21 protein-coding genes are annotated in these 23,794 nt (G+C 46.2%); 10 read left to right on the top strand and 11 right to left on the bottom strand.

Annotated features, from left to right (window positions below; all coding sequences use genetic code 11):
- Positions 1-107: 107 nt before the first annotated feature.
- The 3 genes from AC06MN_RS12600 to AC06MN_RS12590 all read left to right on the top strand — a co-directional run bounded on the left by AC06MN_RS12600 (position 108) and on the right by AC06MN_RS12590 (position 3,380).
- Positions 108-950 carry a transketolase gene (locus AC06MN_RS12600; protein WP_475672741.1) on the top strand — a complete coding sequence of 281 codons (843 nt, stop codon included), beginning with the start codon at positions 108-110 and terminating at the stop codon, positions 948-950.
- Between the two features lie 79 nt (positions 951-1,029).
- Positions 1,030-1,980, top strand: a complete 951-nt coding sequence (locus tag AC06MN_RS12595) for a transketolase family protein (RefSeq protein WP_475672740.1) — start codon at positions 1,030-1,032, stop codon at positions 1,978-1,980.
- A gap of 230 nt (positions 1,981-2,210) precedes the next feature.
- Positions 2,211-3,380 (top strand): alkaline phosphatase, encoded by a 1,170-nt coding sequence (locus AC06MN_RS12590; RefSeq protein WP_475672739.1) that lies wholly within the window; start codon positions 2,211-2,213, stop codon positions 3,378-3,380.
- 55 nt (positions 3,381-3,435) lie between these two features.
- Here AC06MN_RS12590 and AC06MN_RS12585 read toward each other — a convergent pair whose 3' ends face one another.
- The 4 genes from AC06MN_RS12585 to AC06MN_RS12570 are packed head-to-tail and all read right to left on the bottom strand — an operon-like array spanning position 3,436 to position 6,649.
- Positions 3,436-3,972 (bottom strand): very short patch repair endonuclease, encoded by a 537-nt coding sequence (locus tag AC06MN_RS12585; protein ID WP_475672738.1) that lies wholly within the window; start codon positions 3,970-3,972, stop codon positions 3,436-3,438.
- Positions 3,973-4,015: 43 nt separating this feature from the next.
- Positions 4,016-4,993: a T9SS type A sorting domain-containing protein gene (locus AC06MN_RS12580; RefSeq protein ID WP_475672737.1), complete on the bottom strand. Its 978-nt coding sequence runs from the start codon at positions 4,991-4,993 to the stop codon at positions 4,016-4,018.
- Positions 4,994-5,015: 22 nt separating this feature from the next.
- Positions 5,016-5,555 carry a methylated-DNA--[protein]-cysteine S-methyltransferase gene (locus AC06MN_RS12575; protein ID WP_475672736.1) on the bottom strand — a complete coding sequence of 180 codons (540 nt, stop codon included), beginning with the start codon at positions 5,553-5,555 and terminating at the stop codon, positions 5,016-5,018.
- Positions 5,555-6,649 (bottom strand): DUF2027 domain-containing protein, encoded by a 1,095-nt coding sequence (locus AC06MN_RS12570; RefSeq protein ID WP_475672735.1) that lies wholly within the window; start codon positions 6,647-6,649, stop codon positions 5,555-5,557. The genes AC06MN_RS12575 and AC06MN_RS12570 overlap by 1 nt, the downstream gene beginning before the upstream one ends.
- Positions 6,650-6,861: 212 nt before the next feature.
- Between AC06MN_RS12570 and AC06MN_RS12565 the strand changes: the two genes are divergently transcribed.
- Positions 6,862-7,635, top strand: coding sequence for an MbnP family protein (locus AC06MN_RS12565; protein ID WP_475672734.1), 774 nt, complete (start codon positions 6,862-6,864; stop codon positions 7,633-7,635).
- A gap of 20 nt (positions 7,636-7,655) precedes the next feature.
- Here AC06MN_RS12565 and AC06MN_RS12560 read toward each other — a convergent pair whose 3' ends face one another.
- Complete coding sequence (locus AC06MN_RS12560) at positions 7,656-9,014, bottom strand: ATP-binding protein (protein WP_475672733.1); 1,359 nt, start codon at positions 9,012-9,014, stop codon at positions 7,656-7,658.
- A 218-nt stretch (positions 9,015-9,232) separates the two neighbouring features.
- Positions 9,233-9,907, bottom strand: a complete 675-nt coding sequence (locus AC06MN_RS12555; RefSeq protein ID WP_475672732.1) for a queuosine precursor transporter — start codon at positions 9,905-9,907, stop codon at positions 9,233-9,235.
- Between the two features lie 74 nt (positions 9,908-9,981).
- On the opposite strand from AC06MN_RS12555, the gene AC06MN_RS12550 reads away from it, so the two are divergent.
- From AC06MN_RS12550 to ftcD, 5 genes are read left to right on the top strand one after another with little or no spacing between them, the layout of a single operon-like run.
- A complete protein-coding gene (locus AC06MN_RS12550; RefSeq protein ID WP_475672902.1) occupies positions 9,982-10,590 on the top strand; it encodes a radical SAM protein in 609 nt (202 codons plus the stop codon).
- 5 nt (positions 10,591-10,595) lie between these two features.
- Complete coding sequence (locus AC06MN_RS12545; RefSeq protein WP_475672731.1) at positions 10,596-11,318, top strand: energy transducer TonB; 723 nt, start codon at positions 10,596-10,598, stop codon at positions 11,316-11,318.
- A 60-nt stretch (positions 11,319-11,378) separates the two neighbouring features.
- Positions 11,379-11,693: a nucleotidyltransferase domain-containing protein gene (locus AC06MN_RS12540; RefSeq protein WP_475672730.1), complete on the top strand. Its 315-nt coding sequence runs from the start codon at positions 11,379-11,381 to the stop codon at positions 11,691-11,693.
- Positions 11,690-12,094, top strand: a complete 405-nt coding sequence (locus tag AC06MN_RS12535; protein ID WP_475672729.1) for a HEPN domain-containing protein — start codon at positions 11,690-11,692, stop codon at positions 12,092-12,094. The genes AC06MN_RS12540 and AC06MN_RS12535 overlap by 4 nt, the downstream gene beginning before the upstream one ends.
- A gap of 57 nt (positions 12,095-12,151) precedes the next feature.
- Positions 12,152-13,852 (top strand): glutamate formimidoyltransferase, encoded by a 1,701-nt coding sequence (gene ftcD / locus AC06MN_RS12530; RefSeq protein ID WP_475672728.1) that lies wholly within the window; start codon positions 12,152-12,154, stop codon positions 13,850-13,852.
- 84 nt (positions 13,853-13,936) lie between these two features.
- On the opposite strand, the gene AC06MN_RS12525 is transcribed toward ftcD, so the two are convergent.
- The 3 genes from AC06MN_RS12525 to AC06MN_RS12515 form a co-directional block, all read right to left on the bottom strand.
- Complete coding sequence (locus AC06MN_RS12525; RefSeq protein ID WP_475672727.1) at positions 13,937-15,220, bottom strand: adenylosuccinate synthase; 1,284 nt, start codon at positions 15,218-15,220, stop codon at positions 13,937-13,939.
- Between the two features lie 163 nt (positions 15,221-15,383).
- Entirely contained in the window at positions 15,384-15,827 is a 444-nt protein-coding gene (locus AC06MN_RS12520; protein WP_475672726.1) for a Fur family transcriptional regulator, read from the bottom strand.
- Between the two features lie 124 nt (positions 15,828-15,951).
- Positions 15,952-18,144 carry a RelA/SpoT family protein gene (locus AC06MN_RS12515; protein WP_475672725.1) on the bottom strand — a complete coding sequence of 731 codons (2,193 nt, stop codon included), beginning with the start codon at positions 18,142-18,144 and terminating at the stop codon, positions 15,952-15,954.
- A gap of 145 nt (positions 18,145-18,289) precedes the next feature.
- Between AC06MN_RS12515 and arcC the strand changes: the two genes are divergently transcribed.
- Positions 18,290-19,228 carry a carbamate kinase gene (gene arcC, locus AC06MN_RS12510; protein ID WP_475672724.1) on the top strand — a complete coding sequence of 313 codons (939 nt, stop codon included), beginning with the start codon at positions 18,290-18,292 and terminating at the stop codon, positions 19,226-19,228.
- A 96-nt stretch (positions 19,229-19,324) separates the two neighbouring features.
- Here the strand turns inward: arcC and cdaA are convergent, their stop codons facing one another.
- Together cdaA and AC06MN_RS12500 are read right to left on the bottom strand one after the other, a co-directional pair.
- On the bottom strand, positions 19,325-20,095 hold the full coding sequence (cdaA, locus tag AC06MN_RS12505; RefSeq protein ID WP_475672723.1) for a diadenylate cyclase CdaA: 771 nt from the start codon (positions 20,093-20,095) through the stop codon (positions 19,325-19,327).
- Positions 20,096-20,329: 234 nt separating this feature from the next.
- Positions 20,330-23,701, bottom strand: coding sequence for a C25 family cysteine peptidase (locus tag AC06MN_RS12500; protein ID WP_475672722.1), 3,372 nt, complete (start codon positions 23,699-23,701; stop codon positions 20,330-20,332).
- Positions 23,702-23,794: the final 93 nt, after the last annotated feature.

Genomic DNA, 23,794 nt, shown 5'->3' with positions numbered 1-23,794 from the left:
AAATGGTGTTTCCAGTTTGCAAATCATAATAATTCCCTTACCTTTGCTAACGTGTAAAATTTAATCGAAAATAGAAATAATATAGTATAATTCAATATTTTAGAATAATGGAAATCAAACAATTGGAGAGAATTGCCTCACAGGTGCGCCGCGACATCATACGCATGGTGCATGGCTGTCAGTCAGGCCATCCGGGTGGTTCTTTGGGCGCAACGGATATCGTTACGGCACTTTATTTCGACCAAATGCAAATCAATCCTGAACAGTTCCGTATGGACGGAGCGGGGGAGGACATGTTTTTCTTGTCGAATGGTCACATCAGCCCGATGTTTTACAGCATTTTGGCGCATCGTGGCTATTTCCCTGTCAGTGAGTTGGCTACGTTCCGCCGCTTGGGAACCCGTCTGCAAGGACACCCAACAACGGCAGAAGGTCTGCCAGGTGTCCGCATTGCCAGCGGTTCGTTGGGTCAAGGCCTTTCCGTTGCCATTGGTGCGGCACAGGCCAAACGTCTGAATGGCGATGATCATCTCGTTTTCGTGCTGATGGGCGACGGTGAACAGGAAGAAGGCCAGATTTGGGAAGCCGCCATGTACGCACCAGCCAAAGGCGTTGACAACCTCGTGGCTATCGTTGACTACAATAAGAAACAAATTGATGGCTCGACCGACGACGTGATGAATCTTGGTGATATGCGTGCCAAGTACGAGGCTTTCGGCTGGAAGGTCATCGAGATGAACGGCAACAACATGCAGGAAGTGGTTGACACTCTGAATCAAGCCCGTAAAGGCGCACATCAAGGCAAACCGCAACTGATTCTGGCGCACACCGAAATGGGCATGGGTGTCGATTTCATGATGGGCACACACAGATGGCACGGCTCTGCTCCGAACGATGAACAGGCCGCCAATGCGCTCTCACAATTGGAGGAAACTTTAGGAGATTATTAAATAACTGGTTTTCAGTTCTCGGTATTCAGTAACTGAAAGACTGAAAACCGATAACCGAAAACCGATAACCAAGAATAATATGGATTTCACAGTACAAAACAATAAAGATACAAGATCGGGATTTGGCGAAGGTTTGCTTGAAGTGGGTCGCCGCAACCCGAAAGTAGTCGCTTTTTGCGCCGATTTGACTGGCTCATTGAAGATGGGCGATTTCGCAAAGGAATTTCCTGAGCGTTTCTTCCAGACTGGCATCGCTGAAGCCAACATGATTGACATGGCTGCCGGAATGGCTTTGAGTGGTTTCGTGCCGTTTACGGGCACTTTCGCCGCTTTCTCAACGGGTCGCGTGTACGATCAAATCCGTCAGTCGGTGGCTTATTCCAATAAGAACGTGAAGATTGCGGCTTCTCATGCTGGCGTCACGTTAGGCGAAGATGGCGCAACGCATCAGATTCTGGAAGACATCGGCCTGATGAAAATGCTGCCCAACATGACAGTTATCGTTCCTTGCGATTTCAATCAGACGAAGGCTGCCACGATTGCTGCGGCTGAATACGATGGCCCTATATATCTGCGTTTTGGCCGTCCGAAAGTGCCGAATTTCACGCCTGTTGACGAAAAATTTGAAATCGGCAAGGCCCAAATGTTGCAGGAAGGCACCGATGTCACCATTTTTGCCTGCGGTCATTTGGTTTGGAAAGCGGTTCAGGCACTGCCGATTCTGAAGGAAATGGGCATCAATGCCGAATTGATTAACATTCACACCATCAAGCCTTTGGATGTTGATGCCGTGCTGAAATCTGTGGCAAAGACGAAGTGTGTCGTGACGGCTGAGGAACATCAGCGCAATGGCGGTTTGGGCGACAGCATTGCTCAGGTTTTGGCCATGAACAATCCGTGCCCGATGGAAATGGTGGCCGTCAACGATGTTTTCGGTCAAAGCGGCACACCTGATGAACTTTTGAAGGCTTATCATTTGGATACGCCAGACATTGTTGAGGCTGTGAAAAAAGTCGTTGCAAGGAAATAACAAACTTAATCATGGTATGCTTATTGGTAGAAAAAAGAAAGATTTGATTTATTACATTTGAAAAAATAGCTTAGAATCGAACACTGATAACACGGATTTATCGGATTGATGTTTTGCGAGCAAAACATTTCCGTGAGAATCCGTTCAATCAGTGTTCGAATAGGTTTTTGTCGATGTTCAATCAAATGAGTCCGTCAAGGGTCGTATCATAATCTTAAATTTAAATTTATATGCGTAAATTGTCAATCTTATTATTCTCTATCCTTTTGGCATTGAGTGTTTTATCATCGTGCAAGGAAAAGGAAATTGAGGTGCAGGCCCCTGAACCTCCAAAGGCTGTCAATGTTATTTACATGATTGGTGACGGCATGTCGCTGCCCCAAATCTATGCCACTATGTTGGCATCGGACAACGATTTGGCTTTCACTGAATTTCCGTATTCGGGCATTGTGATAACCAAGTCCGCCAGCAATGAAATTACCGATTCGGCTGCGGCAGGAACGGCTTTGGCTTGCGGTGGCAAAACGCGAAACGGCATGGTAGGCATGACGCCCGATTCCATTCCGATGCCCTCTGTACTTGATGTTTTGGCCGAGAACGGAAAGACCACTGGCATTGTCGTCACTTGCTATGCAACGCATGCTACGCCAGCTGCTTTCTATGCCAAGGTGCCAGGAAGAAGTCAGTATGAAACGATTGCCGAGCAGATGATGAATTGCGACAACCTCAACGTGATGATTGGCGGTGGTTCCAAGTATTTCAACCAGCGCAATGATGGTCGTGATTTGTTTGAAGAAATGACACAAAAAGGCTGGAAAGTGTATGATACGCTGGCCAATATTGTTGTCACCAATAAGAAATATGCCGTGTTGGTTGAAGAAGAACATTTACCTGTCATTTCCGAAAGAGGCGATTTCCTGCCGCGTGCTGTGAAAACCGCTCTCGAGACCTTGGATGGCAGCGAAAACGGTTTCTTCCTGATGGTTGAAGGCTCATTGATTGATATGGCATGTCATGATAATGATTCCGCCTATATGGTTGGCGAGGTGAAGGATTTCAGCGATGCCATTCAGGTTGCCTTGGATTATACGAAAACCCACGAAAACACTTTGCTTGTTGTCACTGCCGACCACGAAACCGGCGGTCTGAGCTTGAGAGATCCAAAAGGACATTACAACAATCCATGCATGGCGTTTTCCACAGGAAGCCATACTTGTCTGCCTGTTATGGTGTTTGCCTACGGTCCTGGTGCAGAACAGTTTACGGGCTGGATGGAAAACAGCGACTTGAAGGGTAAGATTCTGAATGCTTGCGGAATAATCAAAAATGATACTGTTGCACAAACGATTGAGCAAGTTGATCCTGTAAAAGCCAATTTCGATTCACATCATAACAAGTAAAGGATTTTATAAATCAGCAGAGAGACCGATTCATAAGAGTCGGTCTCTCTTGTTTTCAGTCTATGTTTGCGATTTCGTTTCCGTATGATGAACTTTCGGCGGCTTGCGAATAACTTGTTTCTGATTGCTGATATAACACGACTTTTTTCTTAGGCTGGTTGAGTTTCAGAAAAGTATCATCGAGGATTTGGACTATGCTTTCCAAGGTCTGTTGACGGATGCTGACTTTGCTCAATTGACATTCCCAGATGATCATCGTGTTCCATCCCATGGCCTTGAGTTTTTCGCGTGTCGCGATGTCGCGGGCTTTGTTGCGAGCGATTTTTGCTTCCCAAAACTCCTTGTTGGTTTGAGGGTGTGAAGCTAATTTGCAGTCTTCGTGGCCATGCCAGAAACAGCCGTGAATGAAAATGGCGGTGCGGTATTTGCGCAAGGCAATGTCGGGCTTGCCTGGTAAACGCTTCACATTCACGCGAAAACGGAACCCTTTGGAAAACAGATATTTTCGCACAATCATCTCAGGCTTGGTGTCTTTGCCTTTGATTTGTTGCATGATGTGGCTGCGCTGCTCAGGTGTGAAAATATCTGTCATGGACGGTGTTTTTATTCTGCTTTTGCGCAAAAAGAAAAAATCCTTAATCCATTATTGCAACCTTCCGTGTCCTGATCTTTCCTTCCGTCCTGACCTTCACGAAATAATTGCCAGCTGGCAATTGCGACACATCCACGCGCACTTCGTTGCCATCGGCTTTCATGTCGCTGACGACCTGTCCCAAAGTGTTGATAATGGTAATGCGGCTGATATTTTCGGCATTAACTGTCAGATAATCAGCAGCTGGATTTGGATAGACATTGACATTCATTTCGTTTTCATTCACAGCATCGTATTCGAAATCGAAGGTCAAGCCTGATAGTTCATCGCAGTCACAGATGAATGTGGCTTGGGCCGTCTCCAAATCGATGGAATAGAGCTTGTCGCACGTATTGGTGCAATATTGGAAATACATGATGTCGGTATTCGGGTCGATGGCAGCACAGCAGAGATACTGCGAAGCCAAGCCTGTATTGCCAATGCAATAGACATCGCCCGTTTCCTTGTTCACAATCTGGTAGAGATAGCCGTCCATGTCGATGGCATAAAGCGTGCCGCCGCTGGTGCAGGCGATGGCCCAGAAATAGAAACTGGCATAGGTGCGAATCGTCGTAGAATGACCCGTTTCCAAGTCGATTTTACCGAAACCGTTTTCCTGGATGCAATACATGGTGCTGGTCGTGTAGTCGTAAGCCATATCATACCAATAGTGGTTGGTCGATTTCTTTTGTATGATGGAACCGTCGTTCAAATCGAACTTGTAGAAAAACATTTGGTCGTTGGTGCCATACATCACGCCATCGACGGCAGCAGAGCCGCCAAAGAAACCATCGGCAGAACTAAGATACTCGATGTTTGAAAAGCCATCGGTGAAACGGCAAAGGCCGTAATGAATTGTCGTCCAGTCAACATTGGTGCTGAAAAGATAGCCCGATGATGTGCTGAACGGATTGACTTGTGCATTGGCCACGCCTACAAAAGCGAGGACCGATAAAACCAAAGATAAAAATACTTTTCTCATTGTTATTAGTGTTTATTCATTCTTAATTATTTACAAAATTACAGTTTTTCTTGACCGAAACGGACAAATTCACACCTTCAAGCTGTAAAAGATACTTTTTCCGTTCCAAACCGCCCGCATAGCCCGTCAGACTGCCATTAGCACCCACTACGCGATGGCAAGGAATGATGATGGAAATCGGATTATGGCCTACGGCATTGCCCACGGCACGAGGCGAGACATTACGGCCTAATTCAGCAGACAATTGTCGGGCAATGGCTCCGTAAGTGTTTGTCTTTCCGTAAGGAATTGTACACAATGCCTTCCAAACCGAAAGTTGGAAATCAGTTCCTTGTGGCGACAAAGGCATATTTTCCAATGATGGTTTCCCGCCTGCAAAATAAGCATCTAACCACGAAACGACGTTTCCTAAAACTGGAACAATTTCATGGCACATCGTCTCAACCTGCAAGGAAGAACCGAAATAGTGTTGCCCTTCCATCCACAAACCCACAAGTGCCTTTTCATTGGCAGCCAAAGTCAGTTTGCCGACAGGCGACTCATAATCAACGGAATAAAGCATCAATCTTTCTGCTTGTCGGTGATGATGACATCGATGGTGCCTACACCAAACTTGGCGATACTGGCCATGCGGTTTTCGGTATTCTTGTAGTTTTTCAGTTCGTCGATGATAGCGTTTTTCAAGACACCGTTGCCAACGCCGTGAATGAAAGTCACCTTAGTATATTCTGAAGCGATGGCGCTGTCGAGCATCTTCTTGAAATAATCCGTCTGGATGCGGAACATATCGTGACTTGAAAGGCCCAAAATGTTGTCGACCAATTCGCCGATATGCAAATCCACAGTAGCCTCGCCCGGGGCGGTTCTGTGCTTGTCAATAGGCGATTCCTTCTTCACCAGTTCCTTCTTTGCAGCCTGAGAGCCAATGCCTTCCTTCATGATTTTAGCAAAATCGCCATCGCCACTCTTCAAGGCAACCAGTTCGGAAAGACAAATCATAACGGCCTTTTCGCCGAGAATGCCCGATGCCGCATAACTGCCTTCCTTGAAGAAACGGCCTGGTCGCAACGAGAAAGGCGCGTTCAACGGAAGCAGCACATTGTCAGACTCTTCCTTGGTAAAGACAGCCTGAACGATACCATTCAGCCAATATTCCAAATCGTCGCGTGAAATGGATTCAATCACGACTTTTTCATGTTTGTCGACCTGACCATAATCCACATTCACAAACTTTTCCTCTTCCTTTATCGTGAAGGTGTAAAGCATCTCGTAAGGCGTATGGTTGACGAGCACCACATCCATAGCACCCGTCAGAAGCCACTGCTGTTCGTGCGGTATGAAAGCCAGATAAACGCCCTCTTTTTCAGCTTCTTTCGCAAAACGGCGCAACTCACCCTTGCGGGCTGCGTCGGCGCGTTCCTGTTCGAGAAGTTCCTTGGCCTGAATCTCTTTCTGTACCGTATCGACCACTTTCTGCTGATGCGAAACTTGCGGTTGCGAACGGTAATCCAGGACCAAATCCGTAATCAAGGTCGGGATTTCAAAACCATCCTCGACTTCAACCATAACCATGCGTGTATCAATGATTTTCGTAACTTTACCACCGCCCACTGCGCTGATGAAATTCACTTTATCGCCTACTTTAAATTCTGCCATATTCTTTGTGTTTTTGTCGCTCAATTCTGCTTCTGGCTTTTAGCTTTTGGCTTCTGGCACAAATCATTTTAAATCTTAGATTTTGTCATTTGCCAAAGGTCTGAAACCAACAGCTAAAAAAGCGTTACATATTTATTAAATTACATTATTTTGCTGCAAAAATACACTATTCGGGCGAAAAAGCGTATCATTGCATTTTAAAATCCGTTTTTATGAGAAAGATTTGCACATTCATATTCGCGATGTCGCTGTTTCTGGCATCCTGCAAGCAAGAGCCAAAAGAATCATCCGTTGGTCTCAACATCCATTATTCTGTCGACGGAAAAGAACTTGTAACTGATTCATTGTGTTATCAAAACGAAGCAGGCAACCAATTCCTCATCACTGAAATACAATGGTTTATATCCAACATTGAAATCAAGAACGCAGAAGGGAAATGGCTTCCGATAAACCAAGACGGCCATATCTTTTATCTTGACGAAAACGACAATCTGGCAAAAACATTTGCGTCTCAATTCATTCCCGTCGGACAATATGTCGCCTTGCGTTTCACCTTTGGATTGGACGAATCCGACAACCAGACCGGACTTTTCGTCAATCCGCCTGAGTCCGACATGTTTTGGCCGGAACCGCTTGGCGGCGGCTATCATTACATGAAACTCAACGGCAAATGGCTTGATGAAAACGGCAGTCTTTCACCTATAAACGTGCATCTCGGCATTGGACAAAATGAAGATTTGACAGAATTTTACCAAAACTATTTCCAAGTCGAAATTCCTTTTGAAGATACTTTTCATGCCACGGGCAAAGAACATAACACGCTGCAAATCGACATGGACATCGCCAACTGGTTCCGCAACCCGCACACATACGATTTCAACGCATGGGGTGGTGCCATCATGCAGAATCAGGCGGCACAGCAAGTGTTGAAAGAGAACGGGCAGGATGTGTTTAATGTGGAAATAATTCCATTTTTATACGAGTGAAATAGAGTATCGTAAATCCATCACATGTCTTCGATAGACAACCCAATCTTCCGTATGTCCTTGTTGCTGAACAGGTGATGTTGCATCTCATCGGTTTTTTCGGCGAGTCGGTTGGGATTGTATTTCTGGGCATTACGTTTCACTTCGTAAGCCTCAATTTCGCCATAAAGTGTTTCGGCAACGATGTCTATTTCAAAATCATCATGTTCACCATTGGCATTCTTTCCGTTTGTCGTCCACCATCCGCCAATCTGTCTGTAACGGCACGATTCCACCATTTTCTGACGGAACCAGCGTTCCAATGCTATGCCGGAAAATGTCGTGTAGTCATCAGTCATGATTTTTTCCAAGGCTGCCATGTTTTGCAATTCAATGAGTGATGAATGGCGATGGATGTATCGGAACCAGAAACGGAAAAAATTGTCTTGTATCTCGTAACGTACTGTTTGACTGCCGCTTTTCGCTCCAATCGGGCGTTTCTTCCTGATGATGCCGTATTTCTCTTCCAGTATTTTCAGCTGTCCGCCAAGACTTTTCATGCCGAGCGAGGCTTCAATTTCGTTTTGTGTCACGTCGCCGTGGGCAATCTGGTCGAGGATGCTGAAATAGGTTCCGTACTGTTTTCCGAATTCCTGAATGAGTATTTTCTTGCCTTCGTCAACGAAAAAGCTGTCGCCGCTTGAGCAGACATAATGCAGCATTTTCTTTACATTTGTGCAGCGGTTGTTCATCAGTAGTTCGATATAACGTGCCACACCACCAGTGATGGTCCAGAGCGCCAGCAAATCCTCGTTGGTGAAATCGGGTTTGTAGTCGCCTAATATTTCGCGCATTGTGTCGGTGCTGAAAGGCTTTAGCTTAATCGTGCAGTCATCGCGGCCGAAAAGTGGCTGTTCCTCGTCTTTGAAGATTTTCTCCATCATGCGGAAAATGCTGCCCGACACAATCAGGTAGACGTGAGTCTCTTTTTTGTAACGGTCCCACAATTCCTGAATGTCGCTGAAAACGCCTGGATTTACATTGTCAAACTCCTGAAATTCATCGATAAAGAGTGCGAATTTCCTGCGTTTGCCAATCTCCATCAGCAGTTGGAAAAGCCCGCGAAAAGTCATGATGCCCTCTGGAACAAATTCCCCAAGTTTTTCACGGATCTCATCGCTGAATGTGCTTACCAGTGCGGCTTCGTTTTTTCTTCCAACGAAAAAATACAATCCGGGAGCCGTCGCTTGGTTTTCCTGCATCAAATGGTTCACTAAACTTGTCTTGCCTACGCGCCTTCTGCCCGTGAGCACTACAAATCGGGAATAATCTTCGTATGATTGTCGCATGACTTCCATCAGCCTTGCCGTCTCCTGCTGTCTGTCGTAGAACTTGTTCATCGCATCACTTTTTTATGGTCGTAAATTTTATGACTGTAAAATTTCGCTGCAAAGGTAATTCTTTTTTGTTAAACTTCAAGCCTTTTTTATCAAATTTTATGGCCGTAAATTTTATGGCCGTAAAATTTCATTGCAAAAAATGATTTTCTGTCAGATGACATGAATTTTGATGGAAAATTTCTCCCTGTAGAGACGCGATTCATCGCGTCTCACATTGATTAAAATCTTTTCTTCAAAAACCGAATTGCCGCATACGCCAAAGGCGTTCCGCCCAAGGCTTCGATGAGCAGTTTGGCAACGATTTGGATGCCAATCATGGTGAAGATGTCGCGTGTTGGCACTGTGCCGATGAAAGCGATGCAGACAAACAGCGTGGTATCAACAACATAGCCAAACACCGATGAGCCGATGGTGCGCACCCAAAGCAGCCTTTCGCCCGTCTTTTCCTTGATTTTCACCATCGTCCAAGCGTTGATGAGTTCTCCGCATAGGAAAGCCGTCAGCGAAGCTAACATGATGCGCGGCACGAAACCGAACACTTGCCGGTAGGCCGCCGCCATGCTTTCTGTTTCGGCTGGGTAGGGTAGACTGATGCCAATCCAGGCAAACAGCGTGAAAATGATTTGGCAAATCAAGGTGAGCCAGATGACGCGCTTCGCCGTCCTGAAGCCCCAAATTTCGGTCAGCACATCGCCGAGCATGTAGGTGATGGGAAAAATGATGGTGCCCGCGTCGAAAATGGTGACATCCCCGACCTTGATGAGTTTGACCGCCATCACGTTGGCCGTCAGGTAGCAAGCGATGATTAAACCGACAATAATGACTAAAGGAGGCAAAAGTCTCTCGTCAGAGACAGCTCGGTTTTTTGAAGGGTTTTCCGATACCTTATTCATATAATGATGTTTTGATGCCGCAAAAATACAGATTTTTTCATCATTACGAAAAAATGATTATTTTAGCAGCCGATATGACACAAGCACAAATCTTTGCAGTCAGCCGCCATCGTCTTGTGATTGACGGTGAGGGCGTTACCACTTTGGTGACGTTCAATGGCTGTCCTTTGCGTTGCAAATATTGCCTCAACAAGACTTCGTGGGATGCTGCGAAAGGAAGACTTTACACTCCCAAGGAACTTTATGAAGAGGTGAAAATCGACCAGCTTTATTTCCTTGCTACGAAAGGCGGCGTCACCTTCGGCGGCGGAGAGCCTCTGCTACAGGTGGATTTCATTAGGGAATTTCGTGCTTTGTGCGGACCGCAATGGAGCATCGTGGTGGAAACCAGCCTCAGTGTGCCCGAAGAAAGCGTGATAATGGTTGATGAAGTTGTAGATGGCTATATCGTTGACATCAAGGATATGAATGTTGAAATCTATCAGACCTATACGGGAAAAGATAACGCTTTGACTCTGAAAAATTTGGAATGGTTGTTGCAACGTCGTGGGGCGCGAAATGTTGTGGTTCGTGTGCCACATATCCCGAATTTCAATACTGATGCCGATGTGCAGCAAAGCATTGCAACCCTGAAATCGATGGGCGTGACTGAAATTGACGAGTTTAACTATATAATAAGGTAAGCATTATGACAAAAGGAAAAAGAACTTGCAAGATCCTGAAGGAAATCCGCAAGCAGATTGCAGCGGAAAACGACATAGAATTAGTCATCAGTGAATGTACCTATCAAGGCGATTGCTTGGGCACTTGCCCGAAATGCGAAGCCGAAGTGCGCTATTTGGAGCGCGAACTTGAAAAACGGCAAAGGCTTGGAAAGGCCGTGATGATTTCGGGTATGGCACTGACTTCTATGCTCGGAATGTCGTCGTGCGGCAATAATGGTGCCTCTTCAAACAAGGCTTCCGACACTCAACCAACAGATAATATGGAAATTACGGATGATTCGTCTGATATTTATGAGCCTGATTACATGGAAAGTCTGACCGGTTACATCGTGGATGGATTTGAAGATGAGTTTTCGGATGTATACCAAATTACCGAGCAAATGCCTGAATTTCCTGGTGGTAAGGATGAAATGATGAAGTTCGTTCAGGATAACGTTGTCTATCCGCAACAGGCAAAAGACGCAGGTGTGGAAGGCCGAGTGTTTGTCAGTTTTATTGTTGAAACTGATGGCAGCGTGTCGGATGTGAAAGTCTTACACGGCATAGGTCATGGCTGTGATGAAGTAGCGGTTGAAGTTGTGCAGTCGATGCCGAAGTGGAAACCAGGCTTTCATAATGGCAAGGCTGTAAGGGTGGGGTATATGCTTCCCCTTAGCTTTCAATTGAACAATCCCCCAAAGAATTGACGTTTTCTCATTTCGTCCCGAAAAAAGCATTACCTTTGCAGCGCAAAAGTCATTTTATAAATGAAAGAAAACATCGTGGATATGATTCGCCAATCGCTTCTCCTGAATTTGCCGAAGGGAGGAAAGGCTTTGCTTTTCGGCTCCCGTGCAAGAGGCGATGCGCGTGATAGTTCCGATTGGGATGTCCTTATTCTTCTTGACAAGGAACGTTTGACGCCAGAAGATTACGACACAATTTCTTATCCTTTGAGGATGCTGGGCTGGGATTTGGGCGAAATGATTAATCCAGTGATGTATACGAATCTGGAGTGGGAAAACTATAAAATGACACCATTTTATTATAATGTTACAAACGATGCAATCCAATTGGTATGAAGTTAAGTGATGAAGATAGAAAGATTGTAGTCGACCTTGAAATGGAGAAAGCCCATCGCTTTTTGGATCAGGCTGATGAAATGTGCAGACAGAAGTTTTGGGATATTGCCTCAAATCGTTATTATTATGCTTGCTTTCATGCTGTTCAGGCTTTGCTGATAAAAAATGAATTTGTTGCCCATACTCATAGTGGCATGTTGACAGTGTTTGGACTCAATTTTGTAAAAACGGGGAAGGTAGATTCAAAATATGGCGCATTCCTTTCCCGTATGGAGCAATTGAGAGAAAAAGGTGATTATAATTGTATATTCTCTGTTGATGAAGAAGAAATACTTTCAATCATCGAACCTTCTAAGGAATTGGTTGCGGAAGTTGAAAGACTTTTATCCATAGAATCATAAATCCTTAAATCTTAAATTTTAAATTTTAAATCTTTGAATTTTTAAATCTACCCTTATATGAAACAACTTATCGAATGTGTACCGAACATCAGCGAAGGCCGCGATATGAACATTATCAATCAGGTGACCGCTGAAATCGAAAAAGTGGAAGGCGTCAAATTGCTTGATGTCGACCCTGGCATGACCACCAACCGCACCGTCATCACCTTTGTCGGTGAACCTGAAAATGTTTGCGAAGCCGCTTACCGCGTGGTGAAGAAAGCTGCCGAACTCATTGATATGTCGCAGCATCACGGCGCTCACCCGCGTCAGGGTGCCACCGACGTGTGCCCTCTGATTCCTGTGTCGAACATCACGATGGAAGAGGTCGTTGCATACGCTCACAAATTGGGCGAACGCCTTGGCAATGAATTGAATATCCCGATTTATTGCTACGAAGATGCGGCTTTCCGTCCTGAACGCCGCAATTTGGCTTATTGCCGTACGGGCGAATATGAATCCTTGTCATCGCGCCTCGGTTCCGAGCAATGGAAGCCTGATTTCGGTCCTAACGAATGGAACGAACACGTGGCTCATACCGGCGCAACGCAAGTCGGTGCCCGCGATTTCTTAGTCGCCATCAACTATAATCTGAACACCACCAGCACACGCCGTGCCAATGCCGTCGCCTTCGATGTCCGCGAAAAGGGCCGTCCGAAGCGCATGGGCGATAAGGTGACCGACAAGCCGATGAAGGATGAAAACGGCAACACCATCATGATTCCTGGCACTTTGAAATGCACCAAGGCAATCGGTTGGTTCATCGAAGATTACGGCATCGCTCAGGTCTCCATGAACATTACCAACATCAGCGTTTCTCCGGTTCATGTCTGCTTCGAGGAAGTCTGCGCTAAGGCTGCCGCCCGTGGTGTGCGTGTCACAGGCTGTGAAATCGTCGGCTTGATTCCTAAGAAGGTTCTGATGGATGCTGGCCGTTTCTATCTTGCCAAGCAGCAGCGTTCGCTCGGCGTCAGCGAAGAGGAAATCATGAAGATAGCCATCAAGTCGATGGGCCTCGATGATTTGAAGCCTTTCAATCCAAAGGAAAAAGTCATTGAATATCTGATTGAAGACAACAGCCAGAAGAAACTCGTCGACATGACCTGCACAGGTTTTGCCAACGAAACGGCAAGCGAAAGCCCGGCTCCAGGCGGCGGTTCCATTTCCGCTTATATGGGAGCTCTTGGCGCATCGCTCGCTACCATGGTGGCCAACCTCTCGTCACACAAGCCAGGTTGGGACGACCGTTGGGAAGAGTTCTCCGAATGGGCTGTCAAAGGTCAGGCTATCAAGGATGAACTGCTCGCTCTGGTCGATGAAGACACCAACGCTTTCAATACCATCATGAATGCTTTCGGCCTGCCAAAGAAGACCGACGAAGAAAAGGCTGCCCGCTCAAAGGCCATTCAGGATGCCACGAAGTATGCTACTGAGGTTCCTTTCCGTACCATGAAAGCCGCTTACAGCGCTTTTGAAGTTGTCCGTGCCATGGCTGAGATTGGCAATCCGAATTCAGTTTCCGATGCTGGTGTCGGTGCTTTGTGCGCCCGTTCTGCTGTCATGGGAGCGCATCTGAATGTCAAGATTAATGCCGCAAGTCTGAAAGATGAAGCCTTCAAGGCCGACATTTTGAAGCAAGCAGCCGACATTGAAGCCGCCGCTTTGCAGCAGGAAAAGGAAATCTTGGCCATTGTTGAGAATGTAATCAACGGAAAATAATTGAACAACAAATACTGATTCCTATCATAGAAAAAGCTGCACCAAACGGTGCAGCTTTTTCATTTTGACATATTGAAAAACGGGTTATTTGTTCCGATAAAAGTTCTCGGTTCTGTCCGGACCGTAAGAGACGAATGAAACAGGAACGCCAATGTAATCTTCAATGAATTTGATGTAATCTTCCAACTTCTGTGGAATTGTGTCGGTGATTTTTTGGTTCCAGCCTGGCAATTCGGTATAGACTGGTTCCATGGTTTCGGTACATGCGGCAAATGGCAAATGTTTGGTTTCCTTGCCGTTATAGCGGTAAGCAGTGGCCACTTTGATGGTCTCGAAATCATCCATTACATCGGATTTCATCATCATAAGGTCAGTTACACCGCTGAGCATGACGGCATATTTCAGTGCGGGCAAGTCGAGCCAGCCGCAACGACGCGGACGGCCTGTCGTGGCGCCAAATTCGCCGCCGTTTTCACGGAGCGTATCGCCCGTGGCATCGAAAAGTTCGGTAGGGAAGGGACCTGTGCCGACGCGCGTGCAGTAGGCCTTGAAAATGCCAAACACCTTGCCGATGCGGTTAGGCGCAATGCCCAAACCAGAACAAACGCCAGCGGCAATGACACTCGAAGAGGTCACAAACGGGTAGCTGCCGAAATCAACATCAAGCATGGAGCCTTGTGCGCCTTCGGCCAAGATTTTCTTATCGTTGTCGAGGGCTTCGTTGAGGAAATATTCGCTATCGATGAACTCGTATTGCTTCAGGTATTCAATGCCTTCAAACCACAGTTTTTCATATTCGTCAAAACTGATGCCATCCAATTGGAAGCCGTTCATGTCGAACTGCAACGATGCAATCTGCTGTAGATGAGTTGCTTTCAGTTTTTCATAACGGTTCTTGAATTCCGATGAGCTAATGTCGCCGATGCGCAAACCTTTTCTGGCCGTCTTGTCGGTGTAGGTCGGGCCGATGCCTTTCAATGTGGAACCGATTTTCATCTTGCCCAAAGCCTTTTCGTTGGCGGCATCCAATGCACGGTGTGTGGGCAGAATCAGATGAGCACGGTTGGAAATCTTCAACGTGTCTTTCAAGTCAAATCCGGCTTCATGTAAACCTTCTATTTCACCTTTTAAAATATGCGGTTCAATGATTACACCATTTCCAATGACATTGATGCAACCCGGAGTCAGCACGCCCGACGGAATGTTGTGCAAGACGAATTTTTTGCCTTCAAACTTGATGGTGTGACCCGCATTTGGACCACCTTGGAAACGTGCTACAATATCATACTTAGGTGTCAAGGCATCAACAACCTTGCCTTTTCCTTCGTCTCCCCATTGTAAACCGAGGAGTATGTCTATTTTACTCATATCTTGTGTTTTGTGTTGTCGTTTTTTATTATTGCGAAAGGTGCCGTTCGCAAGCTCACTTTGCCCTTCGCTATATTAAATTGCCTTTTCAGGGCGTATGTGTGACCAATTTTTCCCCTTCCTCTTTCCTTCTAACTCCTAATTCCTCACTTCTAACTCCTAACTACTTTTTCTTGCGTCCGTAAAAAATCAACGAATGTTGTGTGATTTCCACCCCTAACTGTTCTTCAATTGCCTTTTGAATTTCCAATAGACGTGGATCGCAAAATTCGAGGACTTCTTCTGTTTCCAAATCGACGAAATGGTCATGCTGGCGGAATTTGTAGGATTTTTCATACTGAGAGCAATTGTGCCCGAACTGATGCTTGATGACAAGACCGCAATCGAGCAGCAGGTCGATAGTGTTGTATAAGGTGGCACGGCTTACGCGGTACTTATTGTCTTTCATCCGGTTGTAAAGCATTTCTATCCCAAAATGGCCTTTTATGGAATAGATTTCTTTCAGTATTGCAAAACGTTCTGGTGTTTTCCGAAGCTGTTTTTCCTGCAAATAGTCGGTGAATAGTTTCCTGACCGTCAATAAAGTATTATCTGTCGATTCTTTCATTTCCTCAATGATGTTTCGGCAAAAATAAGAAAAAAATCATTTGTCTTGTTTTATCCTGACAACAATATTTTATACGCAAAAATTACTGATTGTTGCTGGCAAATAGCCAAAAGCCAGAAGCAGTTTAATCGTTATTAATGCGAATCACTTTCTGAATGCCCTTTATTTTGTTGAGTCGCTCGATGAGTGCGTTGAGTTCCTTTGTGTTATGGACGTAGATGGAAATTGTGGCTTCCACCAATTCCTGTTTCGATTCCATTTGCAGCGAATGCAGGTTGAGTTTCATCTCGTTTGAGAATAGGTCCGTCATTTTGTTGAGCAATCCGACTTGGTCTAAAGCGATGAATTTCAATGCGGCTAAGAAAGCGATTTCGCTCATTGGCTGCCATTTGGCTTTCACGATGTTGCCCCCGTAACGCGACGACATTTCAATGGCTTTCGGACAGCTGCTGCGATGGATGTGAAGTGGCTCGCCTGGAAAGTTGAAGGCTATGACGTCGTCGCCAGGAATAGGGTTGCAGCAGGTGGCAACTTGGAAATCGAATTCGCCTGACGATTTCAGCGTCGGCTTTTCATCTTTCGGCTTGCTGGAATTTCCCCACATGCCGAATGTGATGGCACTGAGGAAACTGTTGTTGGACGATTGTGGTCTCAGCACGCTCAGGATGCTCTGCTCGTTGATTTTTCCTGTGGCGACAAAATAGGTGAAGTCGACAGAACTGGTGATGCCTGCGGCTTCCATGATTTTGCTGCGGTTGGCCTTTGAAGGCTCTTCGCCGATTTTCTTCATGATTTCGTTGAAGGTGGCTTCGCCTTCGTCGCGGAAAATCTTGCGGTATTCCTTGATGCCGTTTTTCAGTTTCGATTTGGCAAAGGCAGTAACCACATACTCGAACCATTTTTCCTGTGGATGCTGTGCCTCCGAGGTGATGATTTCAACTTGGTCGCCGGTGCGTAGGGCTTGGTTGAGTTGCGAAAGTTTGTTGTTGACGTTTGCGGCAATGCAATGGTCGCCAATTTCGGAGTGAATGTAGTAGGCGAAATCGAGCACGGTGGCGCCGCGTGGCATCGAAATCATTTTGCCTTGTGGCGTGAAGACGAAAATTTCCTTGGCGAAAAGGTCGAGCTTGAAGTTGTCGACAAACTCAATGGCATTGCTGCCGCTGTTGCCGATGAGGTCTTGCGCCTTTTTAAGCCATTCGTCGAAACCGCTTTCCGTCTGCTTGTCGGTCTTGTATTTCCAATAGGCGGCAAATCCCTTTTCGGCCAGTTCTTCCATGCGTTTGCTGCGTATCTGCACATCGACCCAAGTGCCGTTTTGTCCCATCACAACGGAATGGAGCGATTCGTAGCCGTTGATTTTCGGGATGGAAATATAGTCCTTGAGCATGGCGGTGTTTGGCCTGTAGATGCTGGTCAGGACGGCATAAATTCGCCAACATTCCATTTTTTCCATTTCCAAGGGACAGTCGGCGATGATGCGCACGAGGAAAGTGCCGTAAAGGTCTTCGAAAGGCAGCTCCTTTTTGCGGATGCGCTGGCAAACCGAATTGATGCTGCGCTCAATGATTTTGATTCTCGCCTTGATGCCGAATTGCTTCAAAGTCTCTTCAATCGGGACGGCAAATGCTTTCAGTTCCTTGGTGCGTTGTGAGCGCACTTCATCCATACGTTTGCTGATGCTGTTGTAGAGCGTCGGGTCGGTGTATTTCAGCGCAAGGTCTTCCAATTCGATCTTGATGGAGTGAAGGCCTAAACGGTAGGCGAGAGGCGCATAAAGATAAACTGTTTCGGAAGCAATCTTCAACTGTTTATGTGGCGGCATCGAGTCGAGTGTGCGCATGTTGTGCAGCCGGTCGGCCAGCTTGATGAGCACCACTCGTATGTCGTAGGAAAGCGAACTGATGGTATGCTTAAAGTTCTCTGCCTGAACACTTTCTATGTCGTCGCTCTTGTCAAGTTTGGTAAGCCCGTCGACAACTCGCGCCACTTTTTCGCCGAACATTCCGTTAATGTCATCAGTAGTGTATTCGGTGTCTTCCACCACATCGTGAAGCAACGCACATATAATAGATGTGCGGCCCAAACCGATGTCTTGTGCGGCAATGGTTGCCACGGCGATAGGGTGGTAGATATAGGGTTCGCCAGATCTGCGGCGTTGATTCTTGTGAGCTTCGGCGGCAAAATAAAATGCCTTTTCAACCATCTCGACATCTTGGGCCTCTTTACGGGTCTTCCATGCGTCAAGCAAAACCTGATGTCGTCGCTCGATTTCCTCTTTTTCCTCCTGTGAGTAGGTGTCAGCTAACATGTTCATGAGTTTTAGACTGCAAAAGTAGATATATTCTTTTTTTTCTTGTATATTTTGAGAGGAAATATTTTCAGTTTAATTAAAAAAATCCGTATCTTTGCATTTCTTTTTTGAGGTAAAATTAAATTAAAATACTATAAATTAGACATTTATGAAGAAATTGGCTGTTATCGCTTTTGGCGGAAACGCGCTTTTGAGAGGCGGTCAAAAAGGGACTTACAAGGAACAGATGCAGAATGTGACGGAAACATGTCAGTCACTGCTGCCATTCCTGAAAGGTGATTATAACATTGTTATTGGTCATGGCAATGGCCCTCAAGTCGGTAATGTGATGTTGCAGCAAGAGGCTGGAAGTCAGAATTTTGATGTTCCTGGAATGCCTGTCGATTTCTGCGTTGCCGAAACGCAAGGCTTGATTGGCTTTATGATTGAAATGGGGTTGAACAAGGTGTTCGCCAAAGAAAACATCAAGAGAAACGTGGTGACTTTAGTGACTCAAGTTGAAGTCGACAAAGACGACCCGATGTTTCAGAATCCTACCAAACCGGTCGGCCCGTATTATTCGAAGGAAGATGCCGAACGATATGTAGCTGAAACTGGTGCTGTTTACAAGGAAGACCCAAAGGGAAGAGGCTGGCGTAAGGTAGTGGCTTCACCGAAACCGATTGCAATTCAGAATGTTGACATTGTGCAGCGTCTGGCCATTGAAGGCAATATTGTCGTAACAGTTGGTGGCGGTGGTATTCCTGTTGTTGAGAAAAACGGTTGTCTGTGTGGTGTCGAGGCTGTCATTGACAAGGATTTGGCTTCGGCCATGACTGCCATCAACATTCATGCTGATGAGTTTTATATCCTGACTGATGTCCCGAAGGTTTACATCAATTTCCGCAAGGAAAACGAACAGGCCTTGGACACTATTACCGTGGCTCAAGCCAAACAGTATCTTGCTGAAGGTCAATTCACCGAAGGAAGCATGGCACCGAAAGTGCATGCTGCCATTCTCTTTGTTGAAGCAACGGGGCACGAAGCCATCATCACCGAGGCTACACGTTTGGGCGACCCATCTTGTGGCACAAGAATCGTTAGATAGAAGATAGTTCTTAGTTGATATTATTAAGGGAGTGCAAGACAATTGCGCTCCTTTTTTTGTTGAATTTTGCCGAATGAAGGTTTAAACTTCAAATGTTCATTCCAGTTCCTTTTCGATTGCCGATTTCACTTCCTCGCGTTTGAGTGAACGGATGACTGTGTTTTTCACCATGCTTATGGTGCCGGTTTCTTCCGAAACGACCAAGACGAAACAATCATTGTCTTCGGTGATGCCAATGGCGGCACGGTGCCGGAGTCCATAGTGGCCGGGAATGTCCGTCTTGTTTGTGACGGGCAGGATGCAGCGTGCCGAGCGGATGCGGTTGTTGCTGATAATCATGGCGCCGTCGTGAAGCGGACTGTTTTTAAAGAAAATATTCTCAATCAGCGCATTGCTGATGTCGGCGTTGATTTCGACTCCTGTCATGGCAATGTCGTCGAGTTTGTTTTGTTTGGTGATGATAATCAAAGCTCCTTGCTTGATGTCAGACATGTTTTGGCAGGCTTGCGTGATGGCATCGACATTGAGGATGATATTACTGTTGACTTTGAACAAATGGAATTTTCTTGTGAGTTTGCTTTTCCGTGCCTGTGTGCCGATGGTGAACAAAAACCGTCGTAGTTCGGGTTGGAAAATGATGATAAGTGCAATGAAACCGACGCTGGCGAATGCACCTAATATGCTGCTTAACAGTTCCATCTGTAAGGCTTTCACCACTTGCCATATCAGCCAGATGGATACAACGCCAAGGAAAATGCTCGTTGCCGTTGTGCCTTTTACCAATGAATACAAGCCGTAAAGCAGGGCGGCAACCAAAGTGATGTCGATGATGTCGATAATTCGTATTTGAATGAAAAGGTCTAACATGATTTTAATTTTGCCGCAAAGGTAGTGAAAATGTTTAGTTGTTTATTGTTTAAAAGTTTAATTGTTGCTGATTGCTGGACTTGTCGAAGCGTCAGATGCGTTTTATCCCAAACATGAACTAAAATGGTCCATTAGTCTTACATAACGACTCTTTAAATCTTTGCTATTCAACTTTCTAAAATATGAAAAGCCCGCTTAAGCGGGCTTTTCTTGACTTTTTTGGATAAATTGCCGTTATTTTACAATCATTTTGAATGTTTCGACGTTTGTTCCGTTTTGAATCTGAACGAAATACAAACCCTGAGAGGCTTCGCCAAGTGAAATGGTCTGGTAGCCCGAAACATTGTCAAGGCGTTTGATGCATTGTCCGAGCTGGTTGTAAACCAGAATGTTGGAATGATCTTCAGAAAGGCTGATGGTGAAATTCCCGCTGTTCGGGTTTGGATAGATGTTGTTTCGTTTTTCGGTTGTAGTTTCTTCAACGTCAGTCACAATGAAAGTAGGAGGGAAAATCACGTTGTCAATCCAGACGCAGTCTTGACCGCCGACGCCATTAGGACTCTTGTCGTAGCGGAACTCAATGACATGGCTGCCGGCCTTAATTTCGGTGCTGTAAAGTTTCCAGTCGTTTTCCTTGTCCCAAATCTTGATGACTTCATTGTCGATAAGAAGAACAAAATAATCGTGGCTGGCCGTTGAGGTCTTGTAATGGAAACTCAAATCACCATCCAGGCTTGTGTTTGCATAAAGGATGAGGCTTGAGATTTCGTCATCGTCGATTGCGCCGGAACGGACGCTGTATTCGCCTTCGTAAGCCTCTTCACTGGTCACAAACCAAGGCTGCTCGCCACCGAGATCCCAACCCATGAAACTAAAATCGCCGGTTTCAAAACTTTCGAGGGCATAGCCGACCGAGAAAATGTAATTGTAAGGAATCTCGTATGCACCGGTGGTAAGCAGGAAATTGATTGTGTAGGCTGTTCCTCCGATAATGTCTTCATCGCTGGTGAAGGTAATGTCGGTGGCAAACGTGCCGTTTATATCGACATCGCCGAGAGGCAATGAACCGTTTTCAATATGGATTTCGCTGTCTTCGCATAAGGCGGAGAGCATCACTTCAGATGCCATTGCGTGACCTTTGTTTATGCCTTTAACGTGAAGGATGATTTCTTCGCCGGCATCAATCAGGCCATCATCGTTGCCGAGGCTGTCGTCGAATTCCACTTCCGTGATTTCAATGTTCGGAGCAAAAATGCGGAAACCTCTTTGTGTCGTGTGGGTTTCGTTGCCATCGTTGCAGGCAATTTCAAAGACGACTCTCGTATAATCAGGCGTATTGTCGGCAATGGTGAATTGGAAGGCATTGTCGATGTCGGTATCGCTCATGGCGGCGACATTGTCGCGGCTCATCGTTCCGTTTGTGATGGTGATGTAATCGCAATCGGTGCTCAGTGTGGTTTCAACATGGTTGGCTGCCGTGTTGCTGATGTTGTGAAGCGTGACGCTAAGTCCGCAGGTCTCTTCACTGATTGGCTCTCTGTCAAGTTCCTTGAAATCGGCGTAAACGTAAGGTTCTTCGCCGTCAAAGCCCATGACATCAAGGATTTGTGGCCAAGCACTCTGGCCTGTGATGATGAGTTGCATCTCGCCAACGGCATCAATTGGTCTGTCGAAAACCAAGGTCGCGTTGCCTTCGTCATCGGTATGGCCGAAGCCGAGAAGTTCATCGCCACGATAGAGGCTGACACGGAAATTATTGAGCGGACTGCCGTCCTGCATCACGTTGACGGTAGTGCTTTCGGTGCCGATTAACAAGCCGTTGCTGTAGGTGACATCAGGATTGAATGGTTCTTCAAACCAAGGAGTTAAAGCGACATCGCCCAATTGGTTGAGGCAGTAGATGTTCCAACGGAAGCAACCTTCTTCGCCATACATTGTGACGTATGGCGCTGTTTGGATTTTTGCTTCGCGCATGGCTTCGCAGAGGAACTGAAGGTGGTCGCCGCAGAAAGCATCAACCAATTCGCGGTGGATGTGGGCAGCCATGCCGTCGCCCCAAGGTGAATACCATCCATAGCGTGAATTGCCGCAGGTGCAGACGAAACCAGTCTCAATGGTAATCATTTTTTCGAGTACGCAGGAATGTGGGAAGTCGCCGCAAATGCAGCCGTGGGAGTGGAAAATCATGTAGTTGTGGTTCACACCGTCATTGCCATCGAAGAAATTGTCGGGCATCATGCTGCCGGTCCAACCTGCCACATAATCGGCGTTGGCGTGACCCACGTGGTGAACATATTGACCGCCGGTGCGGATGACATTCTTGAAATCAGTACCGCTCCAGTTGACGCTGTTCGTGGCGTAGTATTTCTTGAAATCGTAATCAACAGGATAACCGACGGTGGTGTAGTCGTAATCGCTGCTGCCACCGATGAGGCGTTCCATATCGTCGCTGCCATAATAGCCGTCGCCGAGGTGTTCGGCACCGAGAATAGGAGAGGTGAACTCGCCAAGGACAGGATTCAGCGTGTAGCTGAAAGTCTTGTGCATAATGGTCTCGAACTGCTTCTGGTTGTTGAAAGGCAGACGTGCTATGTTGAGTTCGGGCAGCAAGTCGTCTTCGCCGACTTCGCCCCAACGGTCGTCATCGTCATCGTTCTGGGTTCCGTCAAGGCAAACGTAATACATATCGGCCGGCAACTGGTCTTCGTAACCTTCCTGGGCAAAGCACCAAAGGTAACGGAAAGGCACAATGGAAACGTCGCCGGCAAGGTTCACCATGCTGATGCCGTTGTTTTCGTATTCCTGCTTGATGTAATAACGGATTTTTTCAGGTTCGTCGCGGCCTTCCATCTGATCGTAAATCTCTTCAAGGCTAACGATATGGGTGCGGATGCCTCTGCTGGTTTGCAACTGAATGTATTCAGCCAAAGGTTCAATCCATTCTTCTGATGTGATGATGAGCATGTCATATCCGCTGATTTCGCGACCGCGTTTCTCGTAAGTGTTCAACACCGATCCGTTTTGCGCCAAACGGAGAATTGCAGCCTGATTTTCAGGTGTCAGCCAAAGATTGCGGCTGTGGTCAGCGCGGCTGGCTTCACATTCAACGCTGACTTTCACGGTCTTGGCATAACTCACCTTGCCCGTGGCAGGCACATATCTGACAGGTGTAAATCCGCTGAAAGCGAAACCTACGCCGTTGAGATACTGCGTGTTGACATCGCTGTTGGTTCTCGAAGGATAAACTTCGGAAGAATTGTAAATGTTTTCGTTTTTCTCAAAAGGGATTTCTCTCGTCTCGGAATAAGGACGTGGTCTTTGGTAAGGGTAGAGGTTGTATTCGCCGTCCATTTCGACGAAATCGGAAAATTCAACGCTGATGCTTGCGGCTTCCATGTTTTGAGGCAGCATCAGGCTGACATTTTGCCAAGGCAGGGTAGGCTCACCAACATTGCTAATTGGTGAACAGTCTTGAAAACCAATCTGTTGATACCCGTTCTGGGTGTTCACAATAGGATTGCTGTAGTAATAGATGTGCTCAATTTTCTGAGCGTTTGCCACGAGTGCAAAAACCATCATGGCAAGGATTAAACTTAGTCTTTTCATTTGTAATAAAATTTGGGGCAAAATTAAGAAAAGTCTGATGATTAGAGTATGAAAAGTGTGTTAAATTCTCATGAATTTGATTGAATCAATGAT

The sequence above is a fragment of the Candidatus Limimorpha sp. genome, assembly GCF_056203535.1.
The sequence above is the reverse complement of the archived record's forward strand: the minus strand, read 5'-3'. Positions and strand labels throughout refer to the sequence as shown.

Excerpts from the sequence above, each read along its gene's own strand:
- AC06MN_RS12600 (WP_475672741.1), top strand. The coding sequence starts at position 108 with ATGGAAATCAAACAATTGGAGAGAATTGCCTCACAGGTGCGCCGCGAC.
- AC06MN_RS12595 (WP_475672740.1), top strand. The coding sequence starts at position 1,030 with ATGGATTTCACAGTACAAAACAATAAAGATACAAGATCGGGATTTGGC.
- AC06MN_RS12590 (WP_475672739.1), top strand. The coding sequence starts at position 2,211 with ATGCGTAAATTGTCAATCTTATTATTCTCTATCCTTTTGGCATTGAGT.
- AC06MN_RS12585 (WP_475672738.1), bottom strand. The coding sequence starts at position 3,972 with ATGACAGATATTTTCACACCTGAGCAGCGCAGCCACATCATGCAACAA.
- AC06MN_RS12580 (WP_475672737.1), bottom strand. The coding sequence starts at position 4,993 with ATGAGAAAAGTATTTTTATCTTTGGTTTTATCGGTCCTCGCTTTTGTA.
- AC06MN_RS12575 (WP_475672736.1), bottom strand. The coding sequence starts at position 5,555 with ATGCTTTATTCCGTTGATTATGAGTCGCCTGTCGGCAAACTGACTTTG.
- AC06MN_RS12570 (WP_475672735.1), bottom strand. The coding sequence starts at position 6,649 with ATGGCAGAATTTAAAGTAGGCGATAAAGTGAATTTCATCAGCGCAGTG.
- AC06MN_RS12565 (WP_475672734.1), top strand. The coding sequence starts at position 6,862 with ATGAGAAAGATTTGCACATTCATATTCGCGATGTCGCTGTTTCTGGCA.
- AC06MN_RS12560 (WP_475672733.1), bottom strand. The coding sequence starts at position 9,014 with ATGAACAAGTTCTACGACAGACAGCAGGAGACGGCAAGGCTGATGGAA.
- AC06MN_RS12555 (WP_475672732.1), bottom strand. The coding sequence starts at position 9,907 with ATGAATAAGGTATCGGAAAACCCTTCAAAAAACCGAGCTGTCTCTGAC.
- AC06MN_RS12550 (WP_475672902.1), top strand. The coding sequence starts at position 9,982 with ATGACACAAGCACAAATCTTTGCAGTCAGCCGCCATCGTCTTGTGATT.
- AC06MN_RS12545 (WP_475672731.1), top strand. The coding sequence starts at position 10,596 with ATGACAAAAGGAAAAAGAACTTGCAAGATCCTGAAGGAAATCCGCAAG.
- AC06MN_RS12540 (WP_475672730.1), top strand. The coding sequence starts at position 11,379 with ATGAAAGAAAACATCGTGGATATGATTCGCCAATCGCTTCTCCTGAAT.
- AC06MN_RS12535 (WP_475672729.1), top strand. The coding sequence starts at position 11,690 with ATGAAGTTAAGTGATGAAGATAGAAAGATTGTAGTCGACCTTGAAATG.
- ftcD (WP_475672728.1), top strand. The coding sequence starts at position 12,152 with ATGAAACAACTTATCGAATGTGTACCGAACATCAGCGAAGGCCGCGAT.
- AC06MN_RS12525 (WP_475672727.1), bottom strand. The coding sequence starts at position 15,220 with ATGAGTAAAATAGACATACTCCTCGGTTTACAATGGGGAGACGAAGGA.
- AC06MN_RS12520 (WP_475672726.1), bottom strand. The coding sequence starts at position 15,827 with ATGAAAGAATCGACAGATAATACTTTATTGACGGTCAGGAAACTATTC.
- AC06MN_RS12515 (WP_475672725.1), bottom strand. The coding sequence starts at position 18,144 with ATGAACATGTTAGCTGACACCTACTCACAGGAGGAAAAAGAGGAAATC.
- arcC (WP_475672724.1), top strand. The coding sequence starts at position 18,290 with ATGAAGAAATTGGCTGTTATCGCTTTTGGCGGAAACGCGCTTTTGAGA.
- cdaA (WP_475672723.1), bottom strand. The coding sequence starts at position 20,095 with ATGTTAGACCTTTTCATTCAAATACGAATTATCGACATCATCGACATC.
- AC06MN_RS12500 (WP_475672722.1), bottom strand. The coding sequence starts at position 23,701 with ATGAAAAGACTAAGTTTAATCCTTGCCATGATGGTTTTTGCACTCGTG.